Genomic DNA, 12599 nt, shown 5'->3' on the forward strand with positions numbered 1-12599 from the left:
AACCACTCATGCAAAGATTGCATGAGTGGTTGTTTTTTTATTAATTTTCTTCAATATCTTTACGGTTTTTCTTTAACATTTTAGATAGCATTTCATAAACAATTGGTACAACAACGAGTGTTAATAGGGTAGAAGATAATAAACCGCCAATTACAGTAATAGCTAAGTCTTTGGAAATTAATCCACTACCGCCAGTACCAAGCGCCATTGGTATCATAGCACCAATTGTAGCGATGGCTGTCATCAGGATAGGACGTAAACGTGTTGCTCCTGCTTCAAGGATCGCCTCACGCATGGCAAGACCATCATGTTCCATATGAATGATACGGTCAACTAATACGATGGCATTTGTTACGACGATACCAATCAACATCAATAGACCCATCATGACAGATACAGAAATAGTTTGCCCTGTAACGAATAATCCAATGAATGCACCAATTACTGCGAATGGTAGTGAGAAAAGAATAGCGAATGGAGCTAAACCTTCTCCGAATGTTACCACTAGAATGAAGTAAACAATGGCAATGGCTGCTAACATCGCAATACCAAGCTTAGTGAATGTTTCTTGCATATCTGCAGCAACACCAGCAACACCAAGTGTTACACCTTTTTGTAAATCTAATTTATCAATTTTTTTATCAGCAGCAGTAGTGGCTTTTGAAATATCGTCACCAATAATCGTACCAGATACTGTTGCGAAATATTCACCTTTTGAACGAGATAATGAGTTAAGTGTTGTACCTTCCTCAACATCTACTAATTCTCCGATTGTCATTGTTGTACCCAATGCTGTTTTAATTTCAGTGGCTAAGACATCATCAAGTGTAGTCGCAGCTGCTTTAGCATCGCGTTGAACGATAACATCGATATCTTTACCATCGTTTTTCACGGTAGTTAATACTTCTTGTGATGTATTTGAATTTAATGCCATCACAATTTGAGCTGTTGTTAACCCGTATTGAAGGACATTTTTTTGTTCAACTTTTAGCACATTCTCTACATATGGATCTTCATTATCAGATTTAATATCTTCTAAGCCATCCACTTCTTTTAGAGCACCCTCTACTTGTTTCACAGCATCTCGAAGTTTATCTAAATCATCACTATACAGTGTATAGCTGACTTCGTTTGATGACATCGACATAGAAGTGAAGTTTTGAGACTTCCATTCTCCTGATTGCCCGATGTTAAATACATAGTCTTCTACCTCTTCACGAGCTTTAGGGAAGTCTTCCATATCCGGATCAAAGATAAGATACATCAAGGCACCGCCAGCACCTCCACCCATCATCATTGCTGATGGATCGACATTCTTCGCATCTGTAATGGAAACTTGTAAAATATCAACATCTTTACGTTTCATTAATTCTTTTTCTACTTTTTCAACATTAGCTGCCGTTTCGTCAGCCAGTTCTCCCGTTGCAGGCGTATACGTTAAGTACATAACTTTTTCTTCTTGTGAGCCCATAAAACTAAAACCAATAAGTGGTGTTAATGCAAGAGAACCAACAAGTAAAAGAATCGCAAGGACAGATGTAATAATTTTGTGATTTAATACTTTTTCTAAGACACCTTTGTACCAGATAGCAAGTTTACCAACTTCTTTATGTTGGCTTTCAGTTTTCTCACCGTATAACTTTTTACGGAATAAGAAATGAGATAAAGCAGGTACGATTGTGATCGCAACTAATAATGATGCACCTAATGCAAATGTCATTGTAAGGGCAAATGGCATGAATAATTCGCCTACCATACCACCTACGAAAATAAGAGGAGCGAATACAGCGACCGTTACCAATGTTGAAGAAAGAATTGGTTTGAACATTTCAATTGTTGCTTCACGAATTAGGGCACGACCTGTAAGTTTTTCTTGTTTTAAGTGAATTCGTCGGTAAATATTTTCTACAACTACGATTGAGTCATCGATAACACGACCGATTGCGACGGTAATCGCGCCGAGGGTCATGATGTTTAATGTGATATCCATCCAGTTTAGTAGGAGTAATGCCATGAAGATAGAAACTGGGATAGAAATAATTGAGATAATCGTTGATTTGAAATCACGTAAGAATAGTAAAATGATTAATACGGCAATTGCGCCACCAAAGACTGCTTTTTCGATCATTGTAAATACAGAATCTTCAATTGGGGCACCTTGATCAAGAGAGATCTCTACGTTTAAGCCGTCTAATCGTTTTTCCTCATCCTTCATAAGGTCTTTTACGGCATTAACAACTGTCACCGTATTAGCATCTTGGCCTTTTACGATTTGAATAGCAATGGCATCTTGACCATTTGTACGTGAAACAGATTGCACTTTACCTTCTACTTCAATTTTTGCAATATCACCTAGACGAACGAAAGGTGAAGGATTTGTAGCTGAAGGTGTAACTGGAATTAATAAGTCTTTTAGTTCATCCACTGATTTTACCTTACCGTCTACTGAAACTGCTTGTTCCCCGACAGTAAATTGATATAAACCAAGTGACAGTGACATATCACTTGCCTGAATCATTTGTTTAACAGTATCCTCTGTTAAACCAAGTGCTGCCATTTTTTCTTCATCATATTTAAACGATACTTGTTCAATATGCTGACCTGTGATGGTAGCGGATGCCACACCATCAATTTTTTCGATTTTAGGCAGTAAAACATCTTCAACTGTTGAAGTTAAATCAACAATATCTTCCTTAGAGCTACTTACAGATAAAGCGACTACAGGCATCATGTTCATGCTGATTGCCATAATAGTAGGCTCTTGAGCACCTTCAGGTAGTTTAAGATTATCTAAAGCTGCTTCTAATTGTCGTTTTTTCTCATCCATATCAATTCCATAGTCGTATTCCACTTGAACTTGTGCTACGTTGGAAGAGGATGTTGAGTAAACAGCCTTCACATCTTCTAAACTTTCTATGGATTTTTCGAACGGAATGGACAGATCATTCATGACTTGTTCAGGCGTTGCGCCAGGATATACACCCATGACAATTAAATACGGGATCGAAATATCTGGTATCGATTCCATTTTCATCCTTGTACCCGAATAAATACCAGAGACAGTGATGATAATTGTTAATAACCACACTGCCAATTTGTTCTTTAATACGAAATTAACTAAACCTTTCACCTTCACACCTACCCTTTATTGACTATCTAAATTCAATTATTTATACTAATGACTAATCGGTCATTTGTCAACGAAATGCATTAGGAGAGAGTTAAAAATATGTTAAAAAAGAAATTAATTATGGAGAAAGCGTTAGAACTGTTTTCTGAACAGGGTTTTGAAGCTACGTCAGTACAACAAATTACAGAACGCTGTGGGATTTCTAAAGGTGCATTTTATTTATCCTTCAAAACCAAAGATGAGCTTGTTATATCTATGGTTGATTACTATTTACAGCAGTTTATTACAGATATTGACCAAGTAGTCAGAGGAGCGTATAACAAAGAAACTGTTTTGGTTGAATTTTATAAAAGCATTTTTCAAGCATTCAAAGACCATTCTGCATCCGCACGTGTATTCTTTAATGAAAAGGTCTTTTTAACAAAAAAAGAGCTCTTTCATAAAATAACAGCGTATGAAGCAGAAATGTCGAAATCAATTCTCTATATGCTGGAGCAGCTTTATCAGGATCAATTACAAGAAACGAAATATGATGTAATGTATTGCATAAAAGGATTTATGAAGAGCTATGCTGAGCTTTTTATTTTTTCAGATATGCCACTTGATTTAGAGCAATTAGCTAAATCTTTAGCAGAAAAAACAGATATTATTGCCCAACATACAACCATTCCATTTATTACAGCAGATCTTGTGCCGTTTATTGCAAAGCCGTGTGAGCAAGACGTGCCAAAAGATGCTTTACTACAATTATTGGAGCAAAATATAAATAATACTGAGGATTCTATAGAAAAAGAATCCATTGAGTTGTTAAAGCAAGAAATAGAAAATCCTACTTATGGTAAAGCAATTATTAAAGGGCTAATTGAAAATTTACGTTTAGACCCAGCGTATCATTGGATTGCATATGTAACTGCAAAATACTTTAATATTTGAACCCTAGGATAGAATTGTTCACACTTGGCGGTGAACAATTCTATTTTTTAATAGTTTTATCTATGAATGGGGGCATAGATTGCAAGGCCTCTAAAGCACTTGCGAAGGGTTCTTGAATCCATAATAAGTGCTCAAGAAAATCTTGGACTTCGATTGGTAATTTTAATTCCTGCTGCCAAGCTTTCTCTTTTTTCTTGCTTGGCTTGTAGTCTGAGTATAGTAAAAATAATAAAAAATGGCCGACAAAATAAAGATCACTAATATGATTTTCAGCACGTTTTGGATTTTCGATCGTAGAGATATCGATTTGCTTTTGATAAGTGGTAGCTAGACCAAAGTCAATAATATGCAATTGTTGACCCACTAACAATATATTCGGAATACGTAAATCGCGATGTATAAAACCATGATTGTGTAACTGTACTATTTGTTCTAATAATTGCTTTGTAATAGCAAGGGATTGAGCGATTGTAAATTTGGCACCATTCTGAAAAATAAGCTGCTCAAAAGTTTGCCCATTGACATAGTCCATGATAAAAAATGGGCTGTTTGAAATTGTTCCTACTGAATGGATGGTAGGAACATAGGGTAGTGAAAGTTGCTGGAGTATGTGAATTTCTTGTTGAAATTTGTGAATAGTTTTCTGGTGATGACGATGTTTGGGTCGCAAGCATTTTAAAACAAATAGACTTGCTGAAGAGCAATCTTCAATTAAATACGTACGACCATATGAGCCATAGCCAAGAAATTTTTTAAAAGAAAAATCGGGATGTTTGGCTATGTAAAGTTCAACAGCCTGGTCAAAACTTTTTTCGGAAAGTCGTTTCCACCACATTAGCTACTAAAAAAACTCATAGAGCTGAAAAAACTGCGTGAGCTTTTACGAGAGCTACGCTTATAATGCTTATGACCATAATAATTATGTCGTTTTGAATATCTACTACGGCTACTTGAGGAAGAATAATGGCGTTTGGATTTACTATTGAATAAGGAATGAAGAATTTTATCTAGCATAAAAACGCTCCTTTTTGATGTTGTTATTACTATATACGCAAAAATAAAAAGGAGGTTTCAAAAATAAAAAAGAAACTATGTAAATTTTACATAGTTTCTTTTTACGAGGTTAAACCTCCATAATAATCGGTAAGATCATTGGACGACGTTTTGTTTTTTCGAATAGATAAGGTCCCAAAACGTCTGTAATTTCATTTTTCAATTCTGTCCATTGAGGAGTTTTGCTTTGAATTGTTTCATTTAGATGACGGTTTAGCATTTTTTGTGCCTCATTGATCATCGTACCTGATTCACGCATATAGACAAATCCACGTGAGATGATGTCAGGACCAGAAACAATTTTTTGGTTTTCCATATCAACACTTACTACTACAATTACAAGACCTTCTTCAGAAAGAATACGACGATCGCGTAACACGATATTACCGATATCGCCAATACCATTGCCATCAATGTAAACATCTCCTGAAGGAATACGGCCAGCTACATGTGCTTCATTGGCACTTAGTGCTAGAACATCACCATTTTCCATAACAAATGTATTGTCTAATGGAACATCACAATCTTCTGCTAGATGTGTATGCATTTTTAACATACGGAATTCACCATGGATAGGCATAAAGAATTTGGGTTTCATTAAACGAAGCATCAGTTTTTGTTCTTCTTGAGATCCGTGACCAGATGTATGAATATTGTTTAATGCGCCATGAATGACTTCTGCACCTGCACGGAACAATAAGTTAATGATTTTATTAACACTTACAGTATTACCTGGTACTGGTGAAGAAGAGAAGATAACTGTATCGCCAGGCTGAATTTGAATCTGACGGTGTGTCCCATTGGCAATACGTGATAAGGCAGCCATTGGTTCACCTTGAGAGCCTGTACATAAAATCATAACTTCGTTTGCAGGAAGTCGATTGATGCTTTGAGCATCAATAAATGTATCCTTTGGAGCCGTAATGTAACCTAGCTCACGACCAATCGTAATAGCATTGTCCATTGAGCGACCAAAGACAGCAATCTTTCTTCCGTATTTCACGGCTGCGTCTGTGGCTTGCTGTAAACGGTGAATATTTGATGCAAAGGTAGCAAAAATAATACGGCTATCCACCTTACGGAAAATCTCATCGATACTTTTTCCAACTGTGCGCTCCGACATTGTGAAATTAGGCTTTTCAGCGTTAGTACTATCAGATAGTAAGCAAAGCACGCCATCACGTCCAATTTCAGCCATCTTTGTTAGGTTGGCTGGTTCACCCACTGGTGTAAAGTCAAATTTAAAGTCACCTGTGTGAACAATATTACCAGGTGGTGTTTTAACAACAATTCCATAAGCATCAGGAATACTATGTGTTGTTCTAAAGAAGCTAACAGATGTTTTTCTGAATTTAATAACATCCTCTTCCTTAATTTCAATGAGTTTTGTTGTACGTAGCAAGCCATGTTCTTCTAATTTATTACGTAATAAGCCAAGTGCGAGCTTACCGCCATAGACAGGGATATTTACTTGACGTAAAAGGTATGGAATACCCCCAATATGATCCTCATGTCCATGGGTAATAAACAGTCCCTTAATTTTATCGACATTACGTACTAAGTACGTGTAATCAGGAATAACATAGTCAATGCCGAGTAAGTCGTCTTCTGGAAATTTAATACCGGCGTCAATTAAGATAATTTCATCTTGAAATTGAACGCCATAAGTGTTTTTGCCGATTTCGCCCAGTCCGCCGAGCGCGAAAACAGCTGCTTGGTCATTTTTAACAAACTTCATGTTTGTTAAATTTCCTCCAAGACGAAGTTCGGGCTTGCTTGTTCGTACTCTAAGTAGTTACCCTCAAGCAGTTGAATGAACTCGATGTTGTAGTTTCGGTCTTTTAGCTTTTCACGTACTTCACGTTCTGAAGTAGCTTCTAGGTATAGACTTTTAGTATTTTCGCGAACTGGAATCTCATTTGCATTTTCTTGATAATAAACTTTGTAAATCATAGTTTGCTCTCCTTTAATTGCGTACAATTTTCTTGCACCTTTGACTACTACCACACACGTGCTACAAGAAAACAACGAATTTCTTTTATTGAAGAAATGTACGTTTGTAATACTTGTATCTCAATGCTTCAGATGTGCACTATGTTATAAAATTGTATAGGAAGTAGTGAGACAGTGGTTGCGTATAGCCAAATAAATGCATTTCCTTTATATTATCACGCACTTCCTCTAAAATAAAGAAAAGCCCTTCAAATAATGAAGGGCAAATGTTAGGCAATTGATTTTTTTCCGAGTACGCCACGAAGTTGCTTCAACAATTTCCGTTTGAGTTTCTTAAGCATGGCACATCACTCCTTAGGATCATTATAATTAAAATTATTGTCTATGTAAAGTCATTTAGCTTGAAAGGATAATATTTATGGAAAGGGTTAATAGAATGAACAAAATTTTATTTTTTGATGTTGATGGTACTCTCTATAACAGTGAAAAAAAGTTACCTTCATCTGCCAAAGGGGCACTTTTGGCAGCACGACGTAATGGTTATGAATTGGCAATTGCTACTGGTCGAGCACCATTTATGATTGAGTCATTACTAGAAGAATTAGAGATTGATACCTATGTTACCTTCAATGGTCAATATGTCGTCTATAAAGGTGAGGTTATCTATACAAATGGGATTGCGAAAGATGAACTTACTAAAATTATTGCCTTTGGTGAGGCGCGTAACGAACCTGTAGTGTTTTTAGATGATAAACGGATGATTGCCTCAGTTGGCGATCATCGTATGGTAGCTGAAAGCTTAGATACTCTTAAATATCCGTATCCAGAATTAGACTCATCTTATTATATGCAGAACAATGTATATCAAACACTTATTTTTATGGAAGAAAAAGATGAGCCTTTATATAATGAAACCTTCCCAAATGTTCAATTTATACGTTGGCATCGTTATTCTTGCGATATTTTGCCAAAGGGAGGTTCGAAGGCTGCTGGTATTGAAAAGGTGCTTGAAAAAATGGGCATCACTTTACAAGATGCCTTTGCTTTTGGCGATGGCATAAATGATATCGAAATGCTACAGGCAGTTGGGACAAGTGTTGCTATGGGGAATGGCCATGAGCGAGTGAAGGCAGTCGCTCATCATATTGCAGACCATGTAGACGAGGATGGTCTCTCAAAAATAATGCGTAAGCTATCTATTATATAAAAATGAAAAACAACTAGTTGGAAATTTCCAACTAGTTGTTTTTTGATTAATGGTCTATGCCATATTGACGGTTTTTATTTGAACACCTTTTTCTGAAAAATGTTGAATCGTCTTTTTGGATAGTGCGTCATCTGTGATAATGACATCTACGTCATTCACTGGACAAACTTGAATCGCTACATCTTTATTAAATTTTGAGGAATCTGTAGCTACGTAGACTTTTTGAGCGATGGAAATAATTTGCTTTCTAGTAATCGCTTCATCCAAGCTAAAATCGGATATGCCTTTTTCAATTGAAACCCCACTAGCGCAAATAAAAGCTTTATTGATATTAAGATGCTCGAAGCGAAATAAAAATTCATTTGATGTCACTGATTTTTCAGAATGGCGTACTTTACCCCCAAGCAGTATAACCTCAATGTTAGAGCCGATTAGATCAAATGCTACAGGTAGTGAATTTGTCACCACTGTTAGTTTTTCCTTGTCCAATAAAAAGGGTGTCATTTGATAGGTAGTTGTTCCGCTATCAATGAAAATACATTCCCCATCTTGAACGAGCGAAGCACATGCTTTGGCAATGGCAATTTTCTCTGTTAACTGTTCGTGAAGTCGCTGATCAATTAGTCCTTCTACTGGCTCAATATATTTAACGCCCCCATAAAATTTTTCAATTTTTTTGTCTTGCATCAACTGTTGTACATCGCGACGGATCGTTTCCATCGAAACGTTAAACTCTTTTGTAAGTGTTACTAATTTTACTACCTTATGTTGACGTATAAACTGCAAAATTAGTTGTTGCCTTTCTATCATGTACATTTCATCACCTCTACTAGATATTTACTCAAAATAATCATAACTTTGTCAACAGTTGGTCAGAATTTACTCAACATTTACACAAATAAGCATTTTCCTTTACAAATGGTCTCTATACTGAAGCTAAGAACTGAGTGAGGTGACCAATTTGTTAGAGCTAAAAAATATCTCAAAAAGCTATAAAAATAAAAAAGTTTTAGTAGATATCAACGTAACCATTGAATCAGGGGAGATTATTTCGTTGCTAGGGCCGAGTGGCTGCGGTAAAACTACTTTGCTTAATATCATTTTAGGACTTGTAGATCCAACTGCTGGTCAGCTTGTCTACAATGGACAAGATATTTCCAAGCAATCAATGCAAGAAAGAGGATTTAATATAGTGTTTCAGGATTTTGCATTATTTCCTCATTTAAATGCATACGACAATATTATTTATGGATTAAAAAATAAAAACGTGAAAATGTCCAAAGAGGAGATACAAGAATACATTGATTTTTTAGAGCTAGCTCCTCATTTGCATAAGAATATTCATGAATTGTCTGGTGGGCAAAAACAACGCGTTTCCATAGCAAGAACACTCGTGATGCAACCAAAAATTCTATTATTAGACGAACCACTAAGTGCACTAGATGGCGTTATAAAGGAATCTATAAAGGAACGTATTAAATCCATCGCCAGTGAATTTAATTTGACGACGATTATCGTGACACATGATCCAGAAGAAGCCCTTACCTTGTCAGATAAAGTCATCATTATTAATGAAGGTACAGTTGCTCAATTTGGCACACCTCATGAAATTGTAACAGCGCCAAAAAATCAATTTGTAGAGGACTTTATCTTAAGGCAGCTTCATATTAAGCGACATAACATCTATCAATTGTTTGGAGAAACCTATGCTTAAAACGAATAAAGTAATGAAATTAATTTTTCTACCGATTCTACTATTTTTTCTATTCTTTTTAATTGTGCCATTGCTTTATATGCTTTGGCAGTCATTCAAAATAGGCAATGTCGTGACCACTCAAAATTATATAGAAGCTTTACGGAATATCGAAATTCGTGAAGCTTTTACGAATAGTTTTAAAGTTTCTTTTGTTGCATCAGTGATTACAACCATTTTAGCCTTTTGGTTGGCCTATGCTGTTCATTTTACTACGATGCATCGCCATACAAAAAAATTAGTTCAAATTGGAATTACGTTGCCGATGCTACTGCCAACCATCACCTATGGCTTTGTATTGATATATACATTTGGTAATCAAGGAATTCTAACAAAATTAGTAGGGCAGCCTCTTTTTACAATCTATGGGTATAACGGCTTGGTGATCGGTTACGTCTTATACACATTACCAGTTGCTTTTATATTAATGCAAAATTCCATGCAATATATCGATAAACGGTTTTTACTTGTTTCAATATTAATGCATGATCAGCCCATGCGTCGTTTTTATCATACCGTATACCGTCCTATGCTTGGAACAATTGGCGGGGCATTTATTTTAACATTTGTTTTAAGCTTCACAGACTTTGGAATCCCTGCATCGGTTGGTGGAAATTACAGGGTGATAGCTACTGAGCTCTACCAAGCTATGTTAGGTTCCATTGTACATTTTGAACGTGGAGCAGTCATTTCGGTGTTAATGCTAGTACCTGCTGTATTAGGTGTTGTCATGCTAACGGTTTTAGAGCGCTTCAATTTTCAATATAAACAGGTTGGGCAAAGTGAACTTGTAAAGCATCGTTTACGAGATGCGCTATTTACAATTTATTCAATTCTCTGTGTAACAGCTGTATGTATTATTTTTTCAACCATGTTTATTGTGCCTTTTACCAAAGGCTATCCGTACGATTTCAGCTTTACATTAGAGCACGTTCAAAATGTACTTGCAGAGAAAGATTTAACGAAGGTTTACATCAATTCTCTCATCGTAGCGGTTCTAACAGCCATATTCGGTGTGGGCATAACATTTATGTCAGCGCTTCTTAATACAAGGACACCATTAAAGGGAAGAAAAAGCTTAGATGTAACTTCTATGATGACAAATACAGTTCCAGGAATGGTGCTTGGATTATCCTACTTATTTTTCTTTAATGGAAGTTCTTTAAAGGGTACTTTTCTTATCATTATCGCATGTAATATAGTCCATTTTTTTACGACACCTTATTTAATGGCGAAAAATTCGTTGCAAAAAATGGATCCTACGTGGGAAGTGACAGCTGAGTTGTTAAAGGATTCGTGGTTAAAAACCGTGATACGAATTATTTTACCGAATATTAGGCCAACGATTTATCAAATGTTTAGCTACTATTTTTTAAATGCGATGGTTACGGTCAGCGGTGTTATTTTTCTTGTCAGCACAAAGACAATGCTTGTATCGACAAGGATAAAAGAGCTACAGCATTTCGCAAAGTACACCGATATTTTTGTTTTATCGATATTCATTTTATGTACAAACCTCATTGTGAAATTAGGTTGTGATTATATAGCAGCACATAAAGAAAAAACGGAGGAGATTACAAAATGAAGAAGTCAACAGGCATGATGTTAGGGACAGTAAGTGCAGCAGCAGTCGTTTTAGCTGCATGTGGAGGGGTAGCAGCAGATTCCAAAGAGCAAGTCATCATTTATTCAAATGCTGATGATGAAGCTATTGAAGTGATGGAAACTACATTGGATGACAAGGGCTATAAAGGTAAGTATTTAATCCAGTCGTATGGTACTTCTGAGTTAGGTGGCAAAATGATGGCGGAAGGGACAGATATTGAAGCAGATGTTGTGACAATGGCTTCTTATTTTATAGAAAGTGCACAAACCTCAAAATCCATGTTTGTGGATATTTCTTCAGACTCAAAGCCTCTTGATGGGGGTGTTACGTATGCATTACCGATTTTAGGCAATGTAGGCTCTATCTTTATTAATACAGAGGTATTACAACAAAAGGAGCTACCTATCCCGAAATCAATTAAAGATTTGACAGACCCTGCTTATAAGGATTTAGTGTCATTCCCAAACATTATGGACTCCTCAACAGGGTGGCTTCTCGTACAAGCTATTATAAAGGAATATGGTGAAAAAGAAGGGAAAAAAATTTTAGCAGAGCTAATTAAAAATGCAGGACCACATATTGAGAGTTCAGGCTCTGGCCCTATTAAAAAGGTGAAAACAGGAGAAGTTGCTGCTGGCTTTGGTTTACGTATCCAAGCTATTGATGCCAAAAACGAAGGGTTGCCGATTGATTATATTGACCCGACAGAAGGAAACTTCACTTTAACAGAATCTGTAGCTGTTGTAGATAAAGAAGGTGAGGAAGCATTAGCGAAAGAAATTGCAAAGGTAATTGCCACAGAGGCTCGTGATGGTCTTCTAGAGCAATACCCTGTAGCCCTATATGAAGGAGAACAAGTAAAGGACGAGCACGTTCCTGCCTATTTGAAAAAATGGGATACAACCTTAACCGTAGATTTATTAGAAAAACACCAAGCCTTCTTTAAAGAAGCACAGAGATAAGG

10 protein-coding genes are annotated in these 12599 nt (G+C 36.3%); 5 read left to right on the forward strand and 5 right to left on the reverse strand.

The window, feature by feature from the left end; all coding sequences use genetic code 11:
- Nucleotides 1-40 precede the first annotated feature (40 nt).
- A complete protein-coding gene (locus HCH28_RS02925) occupies nt 41-3130 on the reverse strand; it encodes an efflux RND transporter permease subunit (RefSeq protein WP_221679636.1) in 3090 nt (1029 codons plus the stop codon).
- A gap of 99 nt (nt 3131-3229) precedes the next feature.
- On the opposite strand from HCH28_RS02925, the gene HCH28_RS02930 reads away from it, so the two are divergent.
- Entirely contained in the window at nt 3230-4063 is an 834-nt protein-coding gene (locus tag HCH28_RS02930) for a TetR/AcrR family transcriptional regulator (RefSeq protein ID WP_221679637.1), read from the forward strand.
- 40 nt (nt 4064-4103) lie between these two features.
- Here the strand turns inward: HCH28_RS02930 and HCH28_RS02935 are convergent, their stop codons facing one another.
- The 3 genes from HCH28_RS02935 to HCH28_RS02945 all read right to left on the reverse strand — a co-directional run bounded on the left by HCH28_RS02935 (nt 4104) and on the right by HCH28_RS02945 (nt 7069).
- Nucleotides 4104-4898, reverse strand: coding sequence for a protein kinase domain-containing protein (locus tag HCH28_RS02935; protein ID WP_221679640.1), 795 nt, complete (start codon nt 4896-4898; stop codon nt 4104-4106).
- Nucleotides 4899-5186: 288 nt separating this feature from the next.
- Nucleotides 5187-6854 (reverse strand): ribonuclease J1, encoded by a 1668-nt coding sequence (gene rnjA / locus HCH28_RS02940; RefSeq protein WP_004224711.1) that lies wholly within the window; start codon nt 6852-6854, stop codon nt 5187-5189.
- Between the two features lie 5 nt (nt 6855-6859).
- Nucleotides 6860-7069, reverse strand: coding sequence for a DNA-dependent RNA polymerase subunit epsilon (locus HCH28_RS02945; RefSeq protein ID WP_004224712.1), 210 nt, complete (start codon nt 7067-7069; stop codon nt 6860-6862).
- Nucleotides 7070-7505: 436 nt separating this feature from the next.
- Between HCH28_RS02945 and HCH28_RS02950 the strand changes: the two genes are divergently transcribed.
- Nucleotides 7506-8276 (forward strand): Cof-type HAD-IIB family hydrolase, encoded by a 771-nt coding sequence (locus tag HCH28_RS02950; protein ID WP_221679642.1) that lies wholly within the window; start codon nt 7506-7508, stop codon nt 8274-8276.
- A 54-nt stretch (nt 8277-8330) separates the two neighbouring features.
- Here HCH28_RS02950 and HCH28_RS02955 read toward each other — a convergent pair whose 3' ends face one another.
- Nucleotides 8331-9086 (reverse strand): DeoR/GlpR family DNA-binding transcription regulator, encoded by a 756-nt coding sequence (locus tag HCH28_RS02955; RefSeq protein WP_221679644.1) that lies wholly within the window; start codon nt 9084-9086, stop codon nt 8331-8333.
- A gap of 151 nt (nt 9087-9237) precedes the next feature.
- Between HCH28_RS02955 and HCH28_RS02960 the strand changes: the two genes are divergently transcribed.
- The 3 genes from HCH28_RS02960 to HCH28_RS02970 are packed head-to-tail and all read left to right on the forward strand — an operon-like array spanning nt 9238 to nt 12597.
- Complete coding sequence (locus HCH28_RS02960; RefSeq protein ID WP_221679646.1) at nt 9238-9990, forward strand: ABC transporter ATP-binding protein; 753 nt, start codon at nt 9238-9240, stop codon at nt 9988-9990.
- Nucleotides 9983-11614 (forward strand): ABC transporter permease subunit, encoded by a 1632-nt coding sequence (locus HCH28_RS02965; protein ID WP_221679649.1) that lies wholly within the window; start codon nt 9983-9985, stop codon nt 11612-11614. Before HCH28_RS02960 ends, HCH28_RS02965 begins: the two co-directional genes overlap by 8 nt.
- Entirely contained in the window at nt 11611-12597 is a 987-nt protein-coding gene (locus tag HCH28_RS02970) for an extracellular solute-binding protein (RefSeq protein ID WP_221679652.1), read from the forward strand. Before HCH28_RS02965 ends, HCH28_RS02970 begins: the two co-directional genes overlap by 4 nt.
- The last annotated feature ends 2 nt before the right edge of the window (nt 12598-12599 follow it).

It is taken from the genome of Lysinibacillus sp. K60, assembly GCF_019731275.1.
Classification (GTDB): domain Bacteria; phylum Bacillota; class Bacilli; order Bacillales_A; family Planococcaceae; genus Lysinibacillus; species Lysinibacillus capsici.

What these genes read in the sequence shown, in the direction of transcription:
- HCH28_RS02930 (WP_221679637.1), top strand. Translation starts at nt 3,230, where the DNA reads ATGTTAAAAAAGAAATTAATTATGGAGAAAGCGTTAGAACTGTTTTCT.
- HCH28_RS02935 (WP_221679640.1), bottom strand. Translation starts at nt 4,898, where the DNA reads ATGTGGTGGAAACGACTTTCCGAAAAAAGTTTTGACCAGGCTGTTGAA.
- rnjA (WP_004224711.1), bottom strand. Translation starts at nt 6,854, where the DNA reads ATGAAGTTTGTTAAAAATGACCAAGCAGCTGTTTTCGCGCTCGGCGGA.
- HCH28_RS02945 (WP_004224712.1), bottom strand. Translation starts at nt 7,069, where the DNA reads ATGATTTACAAAGTTTATTATCAAGAAAATGCAAATGAGATTCCAGTT.
- HCH28_RS02950 (WP_221679642.1), top strand. Translation starts at nt 7,506, where the DNA reads ATGAACAAAATTTTATTTTTTGATGTTGATGGTACTCTCTATAACAGT.
- HCH28_RS02955 (WP_221679644.1), bottom strand. Translation starts at nt 9,086, where the DNA reads ATGATAGAAAGGCAACAACTAATTTTGCAGTTTATACGTCAACATAAG.
- HCH28_RS02965 (WP_221679649.1), top strand. Translation starts at nt 9,983, where the DNA reads ATGCTTAAAACGAATAAAGTAATGAAATTAATTTTTCTACCGATTCTA.
- HCH28_RS02970 (WP_221679652.1), top strand. Translation starts at nt 11,611, where the DNA reads ATGAAGAAGTCAACAGGCATGATGTTAGGGACAGTAAGTGCAGCAGCA.